Below are 18858 nucleotides of genomic sequence, written 5' to 3'. Positions count from 1 at the left end.
CGTGTCACACGAGAAGGCGGTGCTCTCAAGTGGCCGCCATCTTGGGGCATTTGGCACCTCTCGGTGCCTTCAACCTAATCGGGGTAAACGACTTGAAAACCGGAATAAAGGGCGCACGAGTTCGCAGAGCTGCCGCAGTGGTCGTCACCACCGGAGCCGTGCTCGCGAGCGGTGCCCTCACAGCCGCACCCGCGCAGGCCGTCGCCGCGCCCACGATCGCCGCCAAGGGCGGCTACGTGATGAACAACGGCACGGCCAGGACGCTCTACACCAAGGCCGCGGACACCCGCCGCTCCACCGGCTCCACGACGAAGATCATGACCGCGAAGGTCGTGCTGTCGCAGACGAACCTCAACCTGGACGCCAAGGTCACCATCCAGAAGGCGTACAGCGACTACATCGTCGCCAACACCGCCTCGTCGGCCCGGCTGATCGTCGGCGACAAGGTCACCGTCCGCCAGCTGCTGTACGGGCTGATGCTGCCGTCGGGCAGCGACGCCGCGTACGCGCTCGCCGACAAGTTCGGCGCCGGCTCGACGCGTGCCGCCCGCGTGAAGTCGTTCATCGGCAAGATGAACAGGCAGGCCAGGGACCTCGGCCTGACGAACACGAAGTTCGACTCGTTCGACGGCATCAGCAGCGGCTCGAACTACTCGACGCCGCGCGACCTGACGAAGATCGCCAGCAGCGCGATGAAGAGCGCCAGCTTCCGCGCGATCGTGAAGACGAAGAAGTACACGGCGAGGACCGTGACGAGGACCGGCAGCATCCGCACCATGGCTGCCTGGAACAACACCAACGGCCTGCTCAGCAGCTACAGCGGCGCCATCGGCGTGAAGACCGGCTCCGGCGCCCAGGCCAAGTACTGCCTGGTCTTCGCCGCCACCCGCAACGGGAAGACGGTGATCGGCACCGTGCTTACCTCGTCCTCCATCGCGGCCCGCGAGTCGGACGCGAAGAAGCTGATGGACTACGCCTTCAGGCGGTAGGCGAGTCGCTCCGCGAGGGTGTTCGCCCGCGGGCCGTGTGTGGCTGGTCGCGCAGTTCCCCGCGCCCCCAAAAAATGGGGGCGCGGGGAACTGCGCAGCTTTTTTGGGGGGGGCGGGGGCGGGGGGGCTGTCACATTCTGCGGCTCCGCCGCATGGGCGCGACCAGCCCCCACCACCCCGCAGCCGAGCCGCTACCCCCAAGTAATCAACCGCTTGGGCTGCTCCAGGATCGCCGCCACATCGGCAAGCACCTTGGAGCCCAGCTCCCCGTCCACCAGCCGGTGATCGAAGGACAACGCCAACGTGGTCACCTGACGAGGCTTGACCTTGCCCTTGTGGACCCACGGCTGGAGCTTGATCGATCCGACCGCGAGGATCGCGGACTCACCGGGGTTGAGAATCGGCGTACCGGTGTCGACGCCGAACACACCCACATTCGTGATCGTCACCGTGCCGCCCTGCATGGCCGCCGGCGACGTCTTCCCCTCGCGCGCGGTGGCGACCAGCTTCCCGAGGGCCTCGGCGAGCTGGGGCAGGGTCTTGGTGTGGGCGTCCTTGATGTTCGGGACGATCAGGCCGCGGGGGGTGGCGGCGGCGATACCCAGGTTCACGTAGTGCTTCTGGACGATCTCCTGGTTGGCCTCGTCCCACGAGGCGTTGATGTCCGGGTGGCGCTTGACCGCGACCAGCAGCGCCTTGGCGATCAGCAGCAGCGGGTTGACCCGCAGCCCCTGCATCTCCTTGTCCTGCTTGAGCTCCTCGACCAGCTTCATCGTGCGCGTCACGTCCACCGTGACGAACTCGGTGACATGCGGCGCGGTGAACGCCGAACTGACCACGGCCTGAGCCGTGACCTTACGGACGCCCTTGACCGGGATACGGGTCTCCCGGACACCGTCGTACGTGACGACCGGGGCCGACGCCGATGCCGGAGCGGGAGCCGGAGCCCGGACGGGAGCGGGCGCCTGCGGGGGCGCCGCCGTGACCGGGGGCGCCTGGGCGGGAGCGGCCGGGGCCACCGCCGCGTGCACGTCCTCGCGCGTGATGACCCCGTCGGGACCGGACGGCGTGACCGTCGCCAGGTCGACGCCGAGATCCTTGGCCAGCTTGCGCACCGGAGGCTTGGCGAGCGGGCGGGCCGCCGGAGCCGCATGCCCGTTCAGCTCGCTCTGGACGGCCGCGACCGCCGCTGCCGCCTCGGGCTGCCGGGCCGGAACCACCCTGCGGGGGCGGCGCTTCGTGGAGGACTCCGCGACGCCGTACCCGACGAGAACCGGCTTACGTCCCTCGGACTTGGGCTTCCGCTCTGAAGCCTCGGAGGCATCCGAGGCTTCAGAAGCCGAGGGCTTCTCAGGAAGAGCCCCGGTCTGCTCCACCGGAGCCACCGGAGCCACCGGAGCCACCGGAGCCACCGGAGCCACCGGAGCGAGCGGAGCAGTGGGAGAGGACGGGGTCGATGGGGTGGATGGAGCGGAGGGAGTCGCCGGAGCCGAGCCGGCCGGAGCCCCCGCCTCGGTCGGGGCCGCGACCGGTGTCGCGACCGGAGCGGCCCCGCCACCCGCCACATCCACCGCGATGATCACCTGGCCGACGTCCACCGTCGTCCCCTCGGGGAAGCGCAGCTCGTGCACCACCCCGTCGAAGGGAATCGGCAGCTCGACCGCGGCCTTGGCGGTTTCGACCTCGCACACCACCTGGCCGTCGGTGACCGTGTCACCGGGCTGGACGTACCACTTGAGGATCTCCGCCTCGGTCAGACCCTCGCCCACGTCGGGCATCTTGAACTCGCGAAGTCCCGAGGCAGTCTCAGTCATCGTCGTCACGACCCTCTCCTCAGTACGCCAGCGAGCGGTCGACGGCGTCGAGCACCCGGTCCAGACCCGGCAGGTACTCATCCTCCAGCCGTGCCGGCGGGTAGGGCGCGTGATAGCCGCCCACCCGCAGCACGGGCGCCTCCAGGTGGTAGAAGCACCGCTCCGTGATCCGGGCCGCGATCTCCGCGCCCGTCCCCAGGAACACCGGTGCCTCGTGGACCACGACCAGGCGGCGGGTCTTCTCGACCGAGGTCTGGAGGGAGTCGAAGTCGATCGGGGACATGGACCGCAGGTCCAGCACTTCGAGGGACTTGCCCTCCTCCTGGGCGGCGGCCGCGGCCTCCTGGCAGACCTTCACCATCGGCCCGTACGCGGCCAGTGTCAGGTCGCTGCCCTCGCGCACCACGCGTGCCTTGTGGAGCGGGCCGGGGATCGCCTCGCGGTTCACCTCGGACTTGTCCCAGTAGCGCCGCTTGGGCTCGAAGAAGATCACCGGGTCGTCGCTCTGGATGGCCTGCTGCATCATCCAGTACGCGTCGGAGGCGTTCGACGGGGAGACCACCTTGAGGCCCGCGACGTGCGCGAAGAGCGCTTCCGGGGACTCGGAGTGGTGCTCGACCGCGCCGATGCCGCCCCCGTACGGAATGCGGATCACGACGGGGAGCTTGATCTTGCCCAGCGCCCGTGCGTGCATCTTCGCGAGCTGCGTGACGATCTGGTCGTACGCCGGGAAGACGAAGCCGTCGAACTGGATCTCCGCCACCGGGCGGTAGCCGCGCAGCGCGAGGCCGATCGCCGTGCCGATGATGCCCGACTCGGCGAGCGGGGTGTCGATGACCCGCTCCTCGCCGAAGTCCTTCTGCAGGCCGTCGGTCACCCGGAACACACCGCCGAGCTTGCCGACGTCCTCACCCATGATCAGGACCTTGGGGTCGGCGTCGAGGGCCGTGCGCAGCGATTCGTTGAGCGCCTTGGCCAGCGCCATCTTTTCCGCGGTCATCGCTACTTGCCCTCCCCTTCATCGGCGAACGACGCCTGGTAGGCCGCGAACTGGGCCCGTTCCTCGTCGACGAGCGCGTGTCCGTCCGCGTACACGTTCTCGAAGATGGCGAAGTGGTCCGGGTCCGGCATGGCACGGACCACTTCGCGCACTCGCCTTCCCAACGCCTCGCTCTCGGCTTCGAGTTCCGCGAAGAATCCCTCGTCCGCGTGGTTTGAAGCCTCCAGGTACGTGCGCAGGCGCTGGATCGGGTCCTTCGCCGCCCACGCCTCGCGCTCCTCGTCAGCCCGGTACTTGGTCGGGTCGTCCGAGGTGGTGTGGGCGCCCATGCGGTACGTGTACGCCTCGACGAGCGTGGGCCCCTCGCCCCGGCGGGCCCGCTCCAGGGCCCACTTGGTGACGGCCAGGCAGGCGAGGACGTCGTTGCCGTCGACGCGGACGCCCGGGAAGCCGTAGCCCTGCGCGCGCTGGTAGAGCGGGACGCGGGTCTGGCGCTCGGTGGGCTCGGAGATGGCCCACTGGTTGTTCTGGCAGAAGAACACGACGGGAGCGTTGTAGACCGCGGAGAAGGTGAACGATTCAGCGACGTCGCCCTGGCTGGAGGCGCCGTCTCCGAAGTACGCGATCACGGCCGAGTCGGCGCCGTCCTTGGCGACGCCCATGGCGTAGCCGGTGGCGTGCAGCGTCTGCGAGCCGATGACGATCGTGTAGAGGTGGAAGTTGTTGCTGTTCGGGTCCCAGCCGCCGTTGTTCACACCGCGGAACATGCCGAGGAGGTTGGTCGGGTCGACCCCGCGGCACCAGGCCACGCCGTGCTCGCGGTAGGTCGGGAAGACGTAGTCGTCCTCGCGGGTGGCCCGTCCGGAGCCGATCTGGGCGGCCTCCTGGCCGAGCAGCGAGGCCCACAGGCCCAGCTCGCCCTGGCGCTGGAGAGAGGTGGCCTCCGCGTCGAAGCGGCGGGTGAGCACCATGTCGCGGTAGAGGCCGCGGAGCTCTTCGGGGGTGATGTCGGCTACGTACGCGTCATATTCGCCATTCTTGACGCGCTTGCCCTCGGGGGTCAGCAGCTGTACGAGGTCGGGCTGGGCGCCCGGCGGCTTCTTCGCAGCGGTGCGCTTGGTACCCGCGCCGCGTCGCGGCTTGCGCGCGGCAGTACTCTCCACGGTCACGTGTGCTCCTCCGTCGGTCCGGCCCCCGGGGTTGCCGGGTGGCCAGTGCGGCTCGCCTGATCTCCGTACCCGCGCACGGGGTGGGTGCCCTCGGCCGGGAACAGGCGTAACAGGTGCCCCGGCGAGCGCCCTGCAACCACCACGTTACCCAGTGCTCCACATTTTGCGAGACCCATCCTGACCTGCGATTTGATCGGATTTCCGAGTACCTTCGACTCGAAAATCCGATCACTTCGCGCGGGTCGGGAACAGCCGCTGGTCACAGCACTGGTTACAGCCTTGCAGGGGGCCGGAACACCGGCACGTTATCCCGGTCACCCCGGGGACGGGAAGAGCTCGACCGGGGCGGTCGGAAAGATCGTGTGTGGCACTGACTCCGTGCACGAAGAGGGAAAAATCACTGTATTTCTTCTCGATGACCACGAGGTGGTCCGCCGCGGTGTTCACGAACTGTTCTCGGTGGAGGACGACATCGTGGTGGTCGGCGAGGCCGGTACGGCGGCCGACGCTCTGGCGCGAATTCCGGCCACGCACCCGGACGTCGCCGTCCTCGACGTACGGCTGCCGGACGGCAGCGGAGTCGAGGTGTGCCGCGAGATCCGCTCGCGGGACGAAAGCATCAAATGCCTCACGCTGACGTCCTACGCCGACGACGAGGCGCTGTTCGACGCGATCATGGCGGGCACCTCGGGTTAGTCTGCTTTCCAAACTCGGTAGGGAGTGGCGTGCGCAGGCGGCCGCGTACGTGGCCCGGATGCAGGCGGAGAAGCAGCGCTGAGCCTTCCGCGTTTTCCGCGCACTCCGTAGAGGCCGCTCTTGTCCGCGCACTCCGTAGAGGCCGACCCCTCCGTGGTGCCGCACACCACCGTGCACTCCACCGGCCATGGCCCGCTGCTGCCACACACGTACCGTCCGTGACAAGCCCGAGGTCAAGGGCCTCTCGGGTGCCCTAACATCTGGCGCGTGCCGCGCTCATCTGTTTCGCCCACCCTCTCCCCCGCACCCCCGCTGGGCGCCCTGCTGCGGCGGTACGCCGCCGGGGTCCCGCTGGCCTGCGAACCCGTCGACCAAGGGCTGCTGAACCGCGGCTACCGGCTCGCCACCACTCAGGGCCGGTACTTCCTCAAGCACCATTTCGACCCCGAGACCGCCGACCCCGCCGCGATCGCCCGCCAGCACTGCGCGACCCAGCGCCTGGCCGACCTCGGCGTCCCGGTGGCCCCGCCGCTGACCGGCACCGACGGCCGCACGGTCGCCGTCATCGGCGGCCACGCGTACGCGCTGCACCCCTGGATCGACGGACGCCACCGCAGCGGCGCCCAGCTCACCGAGGTGCAGTGCCGGCGCCTGGGGGCCCTCCTGGGCGTCGTACACGCGTCCCTGGAGCGGGTGATGCCGCCGCGGCAGTCCGAGGAGCGCGCGGAGAGCGCGGACCCCGCCGACACCTTCGCGCTCATCGACGACCTGCTCGCCCGGGTACGCCGCCACCACCCGGCGGACGCCTTCGACGAACTGGCCCGCCACCGCCTCCTGGAGCGGCGCGCCCTCCTGGAGCGGCACGCGGACCGACGGCCCCCGCAGGGCGGCTCCGTGGGCTGGGTGCACGGGGACTTCCACCCCTTCAACGTGCTCTACCGGGGAGACACCCCCGCCGCGATCGTCGACTGGGACCGGCTCGGCGTCCAGCCGCAGGCCGAGGAGGCGGTACGCGCCGCGGTGATCTTCTTCGTACGTCCCGCCGGCACGCTCGACCTGACGAAGGTACGGGCGTACGCGCGCGCGTACCGGCGATCCGCGCGGGCCACCCCGTCCGAGCTCTCGGCCGCCGTGCACCGCGTGTGGTGGGAGCGGCTCAACGACTTCTGGATACTGCGCTGGCACTACGAGCGCGGGGACACCCGCGCCGACCCGCAGTTCCCCGCGGTCTCCGCGCTGGCGGTGTGGTGGACGCGCGAGTACGACGCGGTGTGCGAGGCGTTCGTCGGGTGACGCTCACCCGTGTCCGTCGGCTCGGCCCAGGAACTCGTGAACGGGAAAAGCCACGCGCGCGTGGAGCCCGATTCCGGGTCCCACGCGCGCGCGTGATGGTCGTGAAGAAGGAAGCCGGGTCAGCCCACGCCGCCGGCATCCGCGCCGGTCTGGCCACCGTCGTTGCCCGTCTCCACCGGCTCGGACGGTTCTTCCGAAGGCGTCACCTCCGGGTCCGTCGGCTCGGTCGGTTCGTCCGAAGGCGTCACCTCCGGGTCCGACGGCTCGGTCTCCGAGGGCGTGGGGGACTTGCTCGGCGATGGTGTGAACGACGGCGTGAAGTCCGAGTTGCCGCCCGTGCTGGTGTCCTTCTCGGTGTTCTCGTCCGACGGCTCCTCGGACGGGTCCTCGCTCGGAGTCGCTTCCTTCTCGGTCTGCGAGGCGGTCGGCGACTGCGTCGTGCCGTTCCCGCCGCCGTTCCCGGCGCCGTTCTGCAGCGCCAGCGCGACCCCCGCCGCGATCGCGACCACCGCGAAGACCGCCAGGATCCACAGCTTGCCGCGGCCGCTGCCCCGGTTGCCGTGTCCCTCGAAGCCCCCGTCGTCGCCTCCGCCACCACGGCCGGGCGGCAGTATCGGTGACGGGATCTGGGTGGTGCCCGAGTCGCTGGGGTGCGGCATCCCGGCGGTGCCCGCGAAGCCCATCGCCGGGGTGTTCACGGACTCGTACATCTCCACGGGACCGGTGTTCCAGGTCCCGGTGTGGCCACCCTGGTCGTACAGCATCTGCAGCCCGTACTGGGTGAGCCCGCGCATCTCCTCCGCGGTCTGGAACCGGTCGTCCGGCTCCTTCGCGAGCGAGCGCATGACCAGGCCGTCCAGCTCCGGCGGCGCCGCGTCCGAGACCTCGGAAGGGGGCACCGGAATGTCCTGGACATGCTGGTAGACCACCGACAGCGGCGTCTCACCGGTGAACGGCGGCCGCAGCGCGAGGAGTTCATAGAGGAGGCAGCCCGTCGCGTACAGGTCGCTGCGGTGGTCGACCGCCTTGCCGAGCGCCTGCTCCGGCGAGAGGTACTGGGGCGTGCCCATGACCATGCCGGTTTGAGTCATCGTGGACTGGGCGCCGTGCAGGGCGCGCGCGATGCCGAAGTCCATCACCTTGACCGCACCGGTGTTGGTGATGATCACGTTCGCGGGCTTGATGTCGCGGTGCACGATGCCGTGCTGGTGCGAATACGCAAGCGCTTCCAGCACCCCGGAGACGATGATGAGCGCCTGCTCGGGCCCGGGCGCCTCGGCGTTGAGCAGCAGGTCACGGATCGTGTGGCCCTCGACGAGCTCCATCACGATGTACGGGACGGTCTGGTGTCCGACCACGTCCTCGCCGGAGTCGTAGACCGCCACCACCGCGTGGTGGTTGAGGCCGGCCACCGACTGTGCCTCACGCGTGAAGCGAGCCTTGGAGACGGGGTCCTCGGCCAGGTCGGAGCGGAGCAGCTTGACCGCGACCGTCCGCCCCAGACGGACGTCCTCGGCCCCGAAGACCTCGGCCATACCACCCCGGCCCAGTCTGTGGGTCAGCCGATATCGGCCGTCCCCGACCAGCCCGCCGTTACCCCACAACTCCGGCGCATCTGACATACCGCCGCCAGTCGCCTCGGGGTCGGACGGGCCCTGAGCGCGCTGCTGCTGTGCCATCAGTCCTCGCCGTCGTTTCTGTCCGCACCGGTCGAAGTACGCGCGGTGGTTGTTACGGTCTCCGTCGGGCCACGCTACAGCCTCCGTGCGCGAGGCCGACCCGAGATGGACCGGCCATGAAACCCGCAGCCGGTCCGCGGGTGCAAATTCTGTGTACCTGCCGGACGGCACCTGTAACGCTTCCGCGACTCTTCTTTCGCGTACGGTCACGGATCGGGCACCGAGCTTGACGTGTCAGTGGCCTCCGGCAGACTTGGCCGGGAATCACACTAAGGATCACCGCCGCGGGAGCCACAGCAGCAGTTCGGCCCGCGTGACGGCGCACGCCGATGGGGGACGCAGAGACATGAGCCAGGACGGCGCACATGACCGGTATGCGGGGCGTTCGGTCGCCGGCGGCCGCTACCAACTGCGTGACCTGCTCGGCGAAGGCGGCATGGCCTCGGTCCATCTTGCGTACGACTCGGTGCTCGACCGACAGGTCGCGATCAAGACACTGCACACCGAGCTCGGCCGTGAGCAGGCCTTCCGCGAGCGCTTCCGGCGCGAGGCCCAGGCGGTGGCCAAGCTCACGCACACGAACATCGTCTCGGTCTTCGACACCGGCGAGGACACGCTGCTCGACGGCGGCTCCACCGCGGGCGCCGGAGCGCCGACCCCGTACATCGTCATGGAGTACGTCGAGGGCCGCCCGCTCGGTTCGGTCCTCGACCAGGACATCGCGCAGTACGGCGCCATGCCCGCCGACAAGGCCCTGAAGATCACCGCGGACGTGCTGGCGGCCCTGGAGATCAGCCACGAGATGGGCCTGGTCCACCGCGACATCAAGCCGGGCAACGTGATGATGACGAAGCGCGGCGTCGTCAAGGTGATGGACTTCGGCATCGCCCGCGCCATGCAGTCCGGTGTCACGTCGATGACGCAGACCGGCATGGTCGTCGGCACCCCGCAGTACCTCTCCCCGGAGCAGGCCCTCGGCCGCGGCGTGGACGCCCGCTCGGACCTGTACTCGGTCGGCATCATGCTGTTCCAACTGGTCACCGGGCGGCTGCCGTTCGAGGCGGACTCGCCGCTGGCGATCGCGTACGCGCACGTCCAGGAGGAGCCCGTCGTGCCCTCCTCGATCAACCGCTCGCTGCCTCCGGCCGTGGACGCGCTGGTCACCCGCGCACTGAAGAAGAACCCGAACGAGCGTTTCGTGAACGCCGAGTCGATGCGCGACGAGTGCCTGCGCGTCGCCCAGTCGTTCCAGGCCACGCCGCCGAGCATCGTGCCGGGTGCCCAGACGTCGAGCGGCGCGGGCGTCGGCTCCGCCGTGTTCCCGCCGGTCGACCAGTCGGCCCAGGCTCCGCAGGGCAACGTGCAGACGCCGTACCAGCCGGGTGCCTACGGCCCGCCGACCCCGACGCCCGCGTCCACGCCCGCCCCGTCGTACGGCTATCCGCAGCAGGGCGGCTACCAGACGCCGCCCCAGACCGCCGCGTACTCCCCTCAGCAGCCGCAGCACCAGCAGCCACAACAGGGCTACTCGACCCCGCCGCCGTACACGATCACTCCGCAGCCCTCGGCCCCCGCGCCCGGTGGCGGCCGCAAGAGCAACATGCCGGTGATCGTGGGCTCGATCGTCGTCGCGCTCGCCGCCATCGGCGGGCTGATCGCCGCGTTGTCACTGAACGGCGGGGACAAGGGCGACGACGCGGGAGGCGACAGCAGCCCCAGCGCCTCGGCGTCCGCGGTCGCCGGGCACAAGGGGCCGGACACGACGAAGAAGATCGAGACGACGGTCTGCACGGAGCCCGACGAGTCGTACAACGACGCCGACAAGATCAAGGTCCCGGACTTCAAGTTCAAGAACATGGACTCGGTGAAGGCGTGCCTGCAGGCCGCGGGCTGGCAGTACGAGAGCAAGCCGGTCGACGAGAACGCCTACGGCGAGGACACGGTCATGACCCAGATCCCCGAGGCCGACTCGGACGTCGACCCCAAGGACATGCCCAAGATCCAGCTCTACGTGTCGACGGGCAACCCCGCCTGACGCCCGGTCCTTGGGACGCACGCATACAGAAGCGGGCTTCGGACGCGGGCTTTCGGACACACGAAGGGGCCCGGCATTCCTGCCGGGCCCCTTTCCGCTGCGCTCTGTTCGGAGTTACAGGTAGGCGTACGGGCCGGAGTCGGCGTACGGGTCGGAGTTACAGGTAGGGACCGCCCGCTCGGCCGCCCGCACGCGGGTCGTCGTCGTCCTCGCCGCCGCCCACACCCGGCGGGAGCGCCCGGCGCATCGACTCCAACTGGGCGCGAGCCGCCATCTGCTGGGCGAACAGGGTGGTCTGGATCCCGTGGAAGAGCCCCTCCAGCCAGCCGACCAACTGGGCCTGCGCGATCCGCAGCTCGGCGTCGGAAGGGATTCCGTCGTCCGTGAACGGCAGGGAGAGCCGCTCCAGCTCATCGACGAGATCGGGAGCGAGACCGTCCTCCAGCTCCTTGACCGAGCTCGCGTGGATCTCCTTGAGCCGGACCCGGCTCGCCTCGTCCAGAGGCGCCGCACGCACCTCCTCCAGCAGTTGCTTGATCATGCTCCCGATGCGCATGACCTTGGCGGGCTGCTCCACCATCTCCGTCACCGGGACCTCACGGGAGTCCTCGTCTCCTCCGCCGCCAAGAGCCATCCCGTCCTGGCCAACGACCAGGATCTGGGGGTTCTCCGGCGACCTTTCGCTCCTCGGCATCTCCATGCCGCCATTCTCTCGCACCCGCACACTTCATCACCCTGGTGCCCCCTCCCGTGCGTGATCCACCATGTCCGCACCGGCGCTTCACGTCAGGCTGACGGCGTCGGCGGCTGCGGCGGGTCCGTGGCCACGGCGTTCGCGAGCCGCAGCAGCCGGACCTCGCAGTGGTCGAGCCACCGCGTTTCGGCCTCCGCGCGGAAGACGAGGTGCTCCAGGACGAGCAGCCGGGCCACACCGTCGCGGTGCCCGGGACCCTCCGCGAGCACCTGGGCCCGCCGCCGGGTGTACGTGTGCATCGCCTCCGACAGATACCGCCGCTGTGTCTCCACGACCGCCCGTACGTCGGCCCCTGGCACCCCGACCGCCATGGCCAGCTTGATCGCCAGCTCGTCGCGCGGCAGGTCCGTGCGCTCCACGGGACGCGTGAACCAGGCCCGCAGCTCGGCCCGGCCCGCGTCCGTCAGCGCGTACAGCACGTGTCCGGCCTCGTCCGGGCCCTGCTGTACGACCAGGCCGTCCCGCTCCAGCCGGCCGAGCGTCGTGTAGACCTGGCCGATGTTCAACGGCCAGACGGAGCCGGTGCGCGCCTCGAACTCGCTGCGCAGCCGCGAACCGTAGCGGGGGCCGCGCTCCAGGAGCGCCAGCAGACCGTGTCGTATCGACATAACCGGTATCTACCCCGTGCATGTGTGTGAACCAAGGGCATGACCGAGGGTGACGAGATCAGAGCGGCTGGCGACCGGGCGACCGAACCGTCGTCAACCCAGCCATCGAGATGCCGGTGCGCGCGCACCATGTGACGCTGGTGCCGTCGATCTTGGTTCCTTCGCACCAGGAAGGGGTCACCGACGTGGCTCCATGGCTCCGCTCCCTGCGCGCGGCCGGCCTGCTGCTGCTCCTGCTGGCGGGCCCCGCCCCGGCGTCGTACGCCGTCCCGCGCGTCTCCTCGTACGAACCCGCGCCCGGCGAGTCACGGGCGGGCAGCCGGGCCGGGGAGGGACGGGAGCGGCCGGGCCGACCGCCCGCGCCGACGGAGACGGACGAGGCAGAGGAAGCGGAGGAGACGCAGGCAGAGGAAGCGCCGCAAGAAGACTTCGGGGAGGGGGTGGGTCACCCGGACAGCTCAGCGGGCCGGGAGCGCTCGGAGGACGCCGTCGCCCCCGAGACGCCCGGGGACACCGCACCGCGGTCCCACCCGCCCGCCGACGCCGGACAGGCCACGAACCGCCCCGTACGCGCCTCGGAACCCGTCCTCCGGGTCCTGCCCCTCGGCAGCGGGCTGGTCCTCATCGGCCTGGGCCTCGGCCTCGCGTTCCTCGCACTGCGCGTACGACGGGGCTGAGCCCTACGGGACCGTGAGCAGCACCTTCCCGATGTTCCCGCTCTCCTCCAGTACCCGGTGCGCCGCGGCCGCGTCGCTCATCGGCAGCTCGCGGTCGACCACCGGACGTACGTGACCGGCGGAGATCAACGGCCAGACGTGCTCCCGTACGGCCGCGACGATCGCCGCCTTCTCCTCGGCGGGGCGGGCGCGCAGCGAGGTCGCGGTGACGGCGCCGCGCTTGCCCAGAAGCATCGCGATGTTCAGCTCGCCCTTGATGCCGCCCTGCATGCCGATGATCGCGAGCCGTCCGTTGACCGCGAGGGCCTGGACGTTGCGGTCCAGATACTTGGCACCCATGTTGTCGAGGATGACGTCGGCGCCCGCCCCGTCGGTGGCGGCCTTGATCTCCTCGACGAAGTCCTGCTCGCGGTAGTTGATCAGCACGTCCGCGCCGAGCCCGGCGCAGTACTCCAGCTTCTCCTTGCTGCCCGCGGTGACGGCGACCTTCGCGCCGACGGCCTTGGCCAGCTGGATCGCCATGGTGCCGATGCCGCTCGCTCCGCCGTGCACCAGCAGCGTCTCGCCGGGGCGGAGGTGGGCGATCATGAAGACGTTGGACCAGACCGTGCAGGTCACCTCGGGCAGCGCGGCCGCCGTGTCGAGTCCGACCCCCTCGGGCACGGGCAGCAGTTGCCCGGCCGGCACCGCCACCTTCTCGGCGTACCCGCCGCCGGAAAGCAGCGCGCACACCTCGTCCCCGACGTCCCAGCCCGAGACACCGGGACCGACCGCCGCGATCCGCCCGGAGCACTCCAGGCCGGGGTACGGGGACGCGCCGGGCGGCGGGTCGTAGAAGCCCTGCCGCTGAAGCAGATCGGCACGGTTCACCGCGCCGGCCGCCACCTCGACCAGCACTTCGCCCTCTCCGGCCACCGGATCCGGGACCTCGTCCCACACCAGCGCCTCGGGCCCACCAGGTTCAGGAATCGTGATCGCTCGCATGCGGGCGAGGCTACTCCGGAGGTCCGGTCCTGCCACCGGCCCACCTCGGTCCTACCGATGGCCCTGCCTCGATTCTGCCGCTAGTGCGTTGGCCACGAACGTTCGCCGGGTCTGGTGATACGCCGGTCGATGTCCGGGGTGCCTGGGTCTGTCAGTCTCACTCTCGATAGCGACGTGGTTGTCGTGGGGAGTGAGGTCATGCATGGCAGAGCCGGTCAGAGCACGGCGGTTGACTGATCAAGAGGGCCAGAGACTGCAGCAGATCGTCCGGCGGGGCCGCCATGAGTCCGTACGGGTCCGTCGGGCACTGATCATCATGGCGTCGGCGTCGGGCACTCCCGTGGCGGCGATCGCACGGCTGGCCGCCGCGCACGAGGACACCGTCCGGGACGTGATCCATGCGTTCAACGAGAAGGGCCTGGCCGCGCTGGACCCTCGGTGGGCGGGAGGCCGTCCCCGCCTGATCAGCGATGACGAACGCGAGTTCATCATCGCGACGGCCAGGACCCGCCCAGTCACGCTGGGACGCCCGTTCACGCACTGGAGCCTTCGCAAGCTCACCGAGTACCTGGCCCGCAACCGGGTCCGGACGGTGAAGGTCGGCCGGGAACGACTGCGGCAGATCCTGCGCGAGCACGGGATCTCGTTTCAGCGGACCCGCACCTGGAAGGAGTCCAGGGATCCCGACAAGGACGCCAAACTCGACCGCATCGAGCACGTGACCAGCCGTTTCCTGGACCGGTGCTTCGCGTTCGACCAGTTCGGTCCGCTGTCGATCCGGCCCTGCCACGGCTCCGGCTGGGCCGGGGAGAAGAAACCGGACCGGCTGCCGGCCACCTATCACCGCACTCACGGTATCCGGTACTTCCACGGCTGCTATTCCCTCGGCGATGACCAGTTGTGGGGCGTGACCCGCCGCCGCAAAGGCGGTGACCACAGCCTCTCGGCGCTGAAGTCGATCCGGGCCGCCCGCCCCGACGGCGCCCCCGTCTACGTGATCATGGACAATTTGTCGGCGAACAAGACCCCGGCCATCCGGACCTGGGCCAGGAAGAACAAGGTCGAGTTGTGCCTGACGCCGACGAGCGCGTCGTGGGCCAACCCGATCGAGGCTCAGTTCGGGCCCCTGCGCAACTTCGTCATGGGCAACTCCAACCACCCCAACCACACCGTCCTGTCCTGGAAGCTTCAGGACTACCTGCGCTGGCGCAACGCCAACGCCCGTCACCCCGACGTCCTGGCCGCCCAGCGCCGCGAACGCGCCAAGGTCCGCAGCGAACGCCAGCAACGCTGGGGCCGACCACGACCCAAAGCCGCCTGATCAAACCCGGCGAACGTTCGTGGCCAACGCACTAGGGGGCTTCTGATGGATCTCCGTGGGGAAGGAGCGGCGTTCGGTGCGTTCTCTCGGCGTGCCGGGCACAGACCCGCGTACTGGACGTACTTGGGTCTGTGCCCGGTGCGGCGAGAGGACGTGCCGGGCGTCGCGACGCCGCGGAGATCCATCAGAAGCCCCCTAGTCCTGCCTCAGTGGCCTGATGTCCGGGGCGACCTGGGTGTGCGGGGTGACGCGGACGATGGTGATCAGACGGTCCGTCAACTGGAGCTTTCCTACCGCGGGATCGTCGTATCCGAGCACCCGGTGCCCTCGTACGACGCTCACCACGAGGTCCTCGGTCTCCCGGACGCCCAGGCCCACCTCGGCTTTTATGACGGGCCGTTCGACGATGTCGAGGCCGCTGCCCTGCTGGATGAGGTCCTCCATGACCATGCCCGCGCTGGGGCTGAGCACGGAGAGACCGAGGAGGCGGCCGGCCGCGCTGGCGCTGGTGATGACGGCGTCGGCGCCGGACTGCTTCAGCAGTGGCGCGTTCTCCTCCTCGCGCACGGCGGCCACGATCTTCGCCCCGCGGTTGAGCTGCCGGGCCGTCAGCGTGACGAGCACGGCCGTGTCGTCGCGCTGGGTCGCGATGATGATCTGCCGGGCCCGCTGGACCTCGGCGCGAATCAGTACGTCACTGCGGGTGGCGTCGCCGATCACGCCCGCGTACCCGTCCGCCGTCGCCGTCTCGATCACCTTCGAGCTGGGGTCGACGACTACGACCTGCTCCGTCTTCAGCCCCGTCGCACACACGGTCTGAATCGCCGAGCGGCCTTTCGTGCCGAACCCGATGACAACGGTGTGCTCCCTCAAAGTGGTCCTCCAGCGGTTCAGTCGCCACTCCTCCCGGGTGCGTTCCGTGAGGACCTCGAGAGTGGTGCCGACCAGGATGATCAGAAAGAGCACGCGCAGTGGCGTGATCACGAAGATATTGGTGAACCGGGCGGCGTCGCTGACGGGCGTGATGTCGCCGTATCCGGTGGTGGAGAGCGTGACGGTCGCGTAGTAGAAGGCGTCGAGCAGATCGACCGAGCCGTCGGAGTTGTCGTTGTAGCCGTCGTGGTCGGCGTAGACGATGAGGGCGGTCCCGATCAGCACGAGCAACGCGATGGCGACCCGTTTGGCGACCTGCCGCAACGGATGCTCCACCCGTCGGCGAGGCAGGGACACTCGACGGGTGACGAGGCGTTCGCCCGCCTGTCGGGCGATCGCGTCCTGGCCCGGAAGTTTCACGTGAAACACACCCCGATTCCGGCCGTGGCCCAGGGCAGGTCGAGAATCTCCAGCTCCTGGCCGGGGCGCGCCCCGCCGGGTGGCACGACCGCGAGCGCGTCGGCCACGGCGATACCCCGCAGCATGGCCGGTCCGTTGTAGTGCAGCGGCACAGCCCGGTCCTCGCGCAGGACGACAGGGATCAGCCGGGTGTCGTACGGGTGCCCGTGCACGGTCTCCTTCAGGGGCAGCGTGTACGTCTCCGGGGCCGCACGTCCCGCGAGGGTCCGCAGCAGGGGTTCGGCGAGCGTGAGCAGGCCGGAGACGGCGGCGAGGGGGTTGCCCGGGAGGCCGACGAGGTGCTGGTTCTCCTTGGTGCGGGCCAGGAGCATGGGGTGACCGGGGCGCACCTTGACGCCGTCCACCAGGAGTTCGGCGCCGATGCGGCGCAGGGTGGGGTGCACATGGTCGACGGGGCCCGCGGCGGTGCCGCCGGTCGTCACGACGAGGTCGGCGTCGGAGTTCTTCAGGACCTGGTGGAGTGCTTCGGCGTCGTCACCGAGCCTGCGCACCGCGATGACGTCCGCGCCGAGCGCGCGCAGCCAGGAGGGCAGCATCGGGCCGAGCGCGTCCCGGATCAGCCCGTCGTGGGGCAGGCCCTCGGTGAGCAACTCGTCGCCCAGGACGACGACTTCGGCCCGGGGCCGGGGGAGGGCCGCGACGGTGTCGTATCCGGCGGCCGCGGCCAGCCCGAGTACGGCCGGGGTGACCACTGTGCCGCGCTGGAGCAGGGGATCGCCGGAGCGGCACTCCTGGCCCCGGGGACGGATGTCCTGCCCGGGGACAACCTCCCGGGTCGCGTGCAGCCGTTCTTTCTCGTCGGTGCGGCCGTGTTCACTGCGGATCACCGCGGTGGCGTCCTGCGGGATCCGCGCGCCGGTCGCGATGCGGACGGCCTCGCCGTCAGTGAGCGGCTCGGGCTCGGCGTGGCCCGCGAGGACTCCCTCGGCCCGGACGTCCCAGGGTCCCGGTCCGGCGACCGCCCAGCCGTCCATCGCGGACGTGTCGAACGACGGGAGGTCCGTGAGGGCGGTAAGGGGAGCGGCGAGGACGAGGCCCAGTGCGGCGTCGAGGGGGACGGAGACGGGGATGTCCGGCCGACGGGGGGCTCGCCCGGCGAGGGTACGCGCCTCGGGCCAGGGGGTCGCTCTGTGGTGGCCGCGCTTGTCCGCGTGGGCCTGGGAGGTTCCGTGGGTGGGGTGTTCCCCGTGGGCCCGGGAGGTTCCGTCGGCCGTGTGTTCCCCTGGCGCGCTGCTCCCACCCCGCGGTGTCGGCTGGGGCACGGCGGGAGGACCTCCCGTGGCTCCGGAGCCGTCGGGCACCTGAGCACCGCCTTCCCGCATCCCGCCTTCGTTGGCACGGCCTTCCCTGGCACCGCCTTGCTTGGCCAGGGCGAGGGCCTCCTCTACGTGGAGGTCGTCGAGGTCGACCTCCCCGTACTGCCTCGGGGCGGTCATCCGGCGTCCGGGCGAGGGGCTTCGGGAGCGGCGGTTCCGCTGCCGGTCCCTGTCCCAGTCCCGGTGCCGCTGCTGGTGCCAGTGCCGGTCCCGGTGGCGTCGCCGGGTGCCGCCGTCGGGGGTGCCGGGGTGCCGCCGTCCGCCTCTGCCTCTGCCTCTGCCTCCGCCGCCCAGCGCAGCGCCAGGGCCGTCGCCTTGCGGGCGGCCTCCGCGACCGCCTCCGGGCCGCCCTCGGCCCGCGCCGCCGCGTACCCCACGAGGAACGTGGTCAGCGGCGCCGCCGGGCGGGCCACGCCGTGCGCGGCGTCGCGGGCGAGGTCGAGCAGGATGCCGATGTCGACATCCAGGTCGATGCCCAACTCGTCCTTGACTGCGGTAATCCATTCATCCAACACGTGCTCATGCTCCCTGATGCGTGCCCGAGCGGCGGCGATGTCGTCCCAGGTGTCGCAGTCGAAGGACGCGACGGGGTCGGTGATGCGGGTGAGATCCAGCGCACCGGTGAGCCGGCGCAGCGGCAGCCCGGTGAGTCCGCCGTGCTCGGCGCTGAGGGCCGCCAGCTCGCGGCGCAGCGCCGAACTCCGGTACGCGGCCACGAGCGGCTGGTCCCGGCCGTCGGAGTCGGTGAGCAACACGCCCTCGGTGCCCGCCTCCCGCAGAGCGGCCGGCAGCCGCTGAACCGTTCCCTCGTCCAGGAACGGCAGGTCGGCGGAGAGCACCACGACATACGCGGCGGTGGTGCGCCGGAGCCCGGCGTCCAGCGCGGCCAGCGGGCCCCCGCCGGGCGGGTCCTCACGCGCCCACTCCACCGGGCGCGCGGTGGGCCGGGGCTCCGCGACGACGACGGTGGTGGCCGCGCCGGAACAGGCGGCCAGGACACGGTCGAGCAGCGCGCGGCCGCCCACGCGTACGCCGGGCTTGTCCGCTCCGCCGAGGCGACGGGCGGCGCCACCGGCGAGCACGACGGCGTCATGGCCGTCCGTGTCGCGACCGCCCGTACCGGGTGCGCAGGGGGACCCGAGTGCGCTGGGAGGCTCGTACGCGGTCACC

General features: G+C 70.5%; 15 protein-coding genes and 1 pseudogene. 6 read left to right on the top strand and 10 right to left on the bottom strand.

Translation table 11 applies throughout. The features are described 5' to 3' along the window. Positions 1–92: 92 nt before the first annotated feature. Complete coding sequence (locus OHA11_RS23495) at positions 93–989, top strand: D-alanyl-D-alanine carboxypeptidase family protein (protein WP_266499351.1); 897 nt, start codon at positions 93–95, stop codon at positions 987–989. A gap of 191 nt (positions 990–1180) precedes the next feature. Here the strand turns inward: OHA11_RS23495 and OHA11_RS23490 are convergent, their stop codons facing one another. From OHA11_RS23490 to pdhA, 3 genes are read right to left on the bottom strand one after another with little or no spacing between them, the layout of a single operon-like run. Beyond that, positions 1181–2812, bottom strand: coding sequence for a dihydrolipoamide acetyltransferase family protein (locus OHA11_RS23490; protein ID WP_266499349.1), 1632 nt, complete (start codon positions 2810–2812; stop codon positions 1181–1183). 10 nt (positions 2813–2822) lie between these two features. Next, complete coding sequence (locus OHA11_RS23485; protein WP_266499347.1) at positions 2823–3803, bottom strand: alpha-ketoacid dehydrogenase subunit beta; 981 nt, start codon at positions 3801–3803, stop codon at positions 2823–2825. A gap of 2 nt (positions 3804–3805) precedes the next feature. Beyond that, the gene (gene pdhA / locus OHA11_RS23480; protein ID WP_266499345.1) at positions 3806–4972 is read right to left on the bottom strand and encodes a pyruvate dehydrogenase (acetyl-transferring) E1 component subunit alpha; all 1167 of its coding nucleotides are present in this window, start codon (positions 4970–4972) and stop codon (positions 3806–3808) included. 378 nt (positions 4973–5350) lie between these two features. Here pdhA and OHA11_RS23475 point away from each other — a divergent pair. After that, a pseudogene (locus OHA11_RS23475) lies at positions 5351–5750 on the top strand (response regulator transcription factor). 185 nt (positions 5751–5935) lie between these two features. Continuing rightward, the gene (locus OHA11_RS23470; protein ID WP_266499342.1) at positions 5936–6961 is read left to right on the top strand and encodes a phosphotransferase; all 1026 of its coding nucleotides are present in this window, start codon (positions 5936–5938) and stop codon (positions 6959–6961) included. A gap of 119 nt (positions 6962–7080) precedes the next feature. Here the strand turns inward: OHA11_RS23470 and OHA11_RS23465 are convergent, their stop codons facing one another. Further along, a complete protein-coding gene (locus OHA11_RS23465) occupies positions 7081–8640 on the bottom strand; it encodes a protein kinase (protein ID WP_266499340.1) in 1560 nt (519 codons plus the stop codon). Positions 8641–8986: 346 nt separating this feature from the next. Between OHA11_RS23465 and OHA11_RS23460 the strand changes: the two genes are divergently transcribed. Continuing rightward, entirely contained in the window at positions 8987–10675 is a 1689-nt protein-coding gene (locus tag OHA11_RS23460; protein ID WP_266499337.1) for a protein kinase, read from the top strand. 157 nt (positions 10676–10832) lie between these two features. Here OHA11_RS23460 and OHA11_RS23455 read toward each other — a convergent pair whose 3' ends face one another. Then, positions 10833–11375, bottom strand: coding sequence for a bacterial proteasome activator family protein (locus tag OHA11_RS23455; RefSeq protein ID WP_266499336.1), 543 nt, complete (start codon positions 11373–11375; stop codon positions 10833–10835). An 86-nt stretch (positions 11376–11461) separates the two neighbouring features. Then, entirely contained in the window at positions 11462–12037 is a 576-nt protein-coding gene (locus tag OHA11_RS23450) for a PadR family transcriptional regulator (RefSeq protein WP_266499333.1), read from the bottom strand. A 185-nt stretch (positions 12038–12222) separates the two neighbouring features. Here OHA11_RS23450 and OHA11_RS23445 point away from each other — a divergent pair, with 185 nt between their 5' ends. Beyond that, positions 12223–12714, top strand: coding sequence for a hypothetical protein (locus tag OHA11_RS23445; protein ID WP_266499332.1), 492 nt, complete (start codon positions 12223–12225; stop codon positions 12712–12714). Between the two features lie 3 nt (positions 12715–12717). On the opposite strand, the gene OHA11_RS23440 is transcribed toward OHA11_RS23445, so the two are convergent. Continuing rightward, positions 12718–13698: an NAD(P)H-quinone oxidoreductase gene (locus tag OHA11_RS23440; protein WP_266499330.1), complete on the bottom strand. Its 981-nt coding sequence runs from the start codon at positions 13696–13698 to the stop codon at positions 12718–12720. 202 nt (positions 13699–13900) lie between these two features. Here OHA11_RS23440 and OHA11_RS23435 point away from each other — a divergent pair, with 202 nt between their 5' ends. Further along, on the top strand, positions 13901–15019 hold the full coding sequence (locus tag OHA11_RS23435) for an IS630 family transposase (RefSeq protein ID WP_266493617.1): 1119 nt from the start codon (positions 13901–13903) through the stop codon (positions 15017–15019). Positions 15020–15214: 195 nt separating this feature from the next. Here OHA11_RS23435 and OHA11_RS23430 read toward each other — a convergent pair whose 3' ends face one another. From OHA11_RS23430 to OHA11_RS23420, 3 genes are read right to left on the bottom strand one after another with little or no spacing between them, the layout of a single operon-like run. Beyond that, complete coding sequence (locus OHA11_RS23430) at positions 15215–16312, bottom strand: TrkA family potassium uptake protein (RefSeq protein ID WP_266499329.1); 1098 nt, start codon at positions 16310–16312, stop codon at positions 15215–15217. After that, positions 16309–17808, bottom strand: coding sequence for a molybdopterin molybdotransferase MoeA (locus OHA11_RS23425; RefSeq protein ID WP_266499327.1), 1500 nt, complete (start codon positions 17806–17808; stop codon positions 16309–16311). The genes OHA11_RS23430 and OHA11_RS23425 overlap by 4 nt, the downstream gene beginning before the upstream one ends. Next, entirely contained in the window at positions 17805–18770 is a 966-nt protein-coding gene (locus tag OHA11_RS23420; RefSeq protein ID WP_266507402.1) for an NTP transferase domain-containing protein, read from the bottom strand. The genes OHA11_RS23425 and OHA11_RS23420 overlap by 4 nt, the downstream gene beginning before the upstream one ends. Between the last annotated feature and the right edge of the window lie 88 nt (positions 18771–18858).

This window comes from Streptomyces sp. NBC_00878, from assembly GCF_026341515.1.
In the GTDB taxonomy this organism is placed as follows: domain Bacteria; phylum Actinomycetota; class Actinomycetes; order Streptomycetales; family Streptomycetaceae; genus Streptomyces.
This window is presented reverse-complemented; position numbering and strand designations above follow the sequence as displayed.

What these genes read in the sequence shown, in the direction of transcription:
- OHA11_RS23425 (WP_266499327.1), bottom strand. Translation starts at nt 17,808, where the DNA reads ATGACCGCCCCGAGGCAGTACGGGGAGGTCGACCTCGACGACCTCCAC.
- OHA11_RS23460 (WP_266499337.1), top strand. Translation starts at nt 8,987, where the DNA reads ATGAGCCAGGACGGCGCACATGACCGGTATGCGGGGCGTTCGGTCGCC.
- OHA11_RS23435 (WP_266493617.1), top strand. Translation starts at nt 13,901, where the DNA reads ATGGCAGAGCCGGTCAGAGCACGGCGGTTGACTGATCAAGAGGGCCAG.
- OHA11_RS23455 (WP_266499336.1), bottom strand. Translation starts at nt 11,375, where the DNA reads ATGGAGATGCCGAGGAGCGAAAGGTCGCCGGAGAACCCCCAGATCCTG.
- OHA11_RS23440 (WP_266499330.1), bottom strand. Translation starts at nt 13,698, where the DNA reads ATGCGAGCGATCACGATTCCTGAACCTGGTGGGCCCGAGGCGCTGGTG.
- OHA11_RS23465 (WP_266499340.1), bottom strand. Translation starts at nt 8,640, where the DNA reads ATGGCACAGCAGCAGCGCGCTCAGGGCCCGTCCGACCCCGAGGCGACT.
- OHA11_RS23485 (WP_266499347.1), bottom strand. Translation starts at nt 3,803, where the DNA reads ATGACCGCGGAAAAGATGGCGCTGGCCAAGGCGCTCAACGAATCGCTG.
- OHA11_RS23450 (WP_266499333.1), bottom strand. Translation starts at nt 12,037, where the DNA reads ATGTCGATACGACACGGTCTGCTGGCGCTCCTGGAGCGCGGCCCCCGC.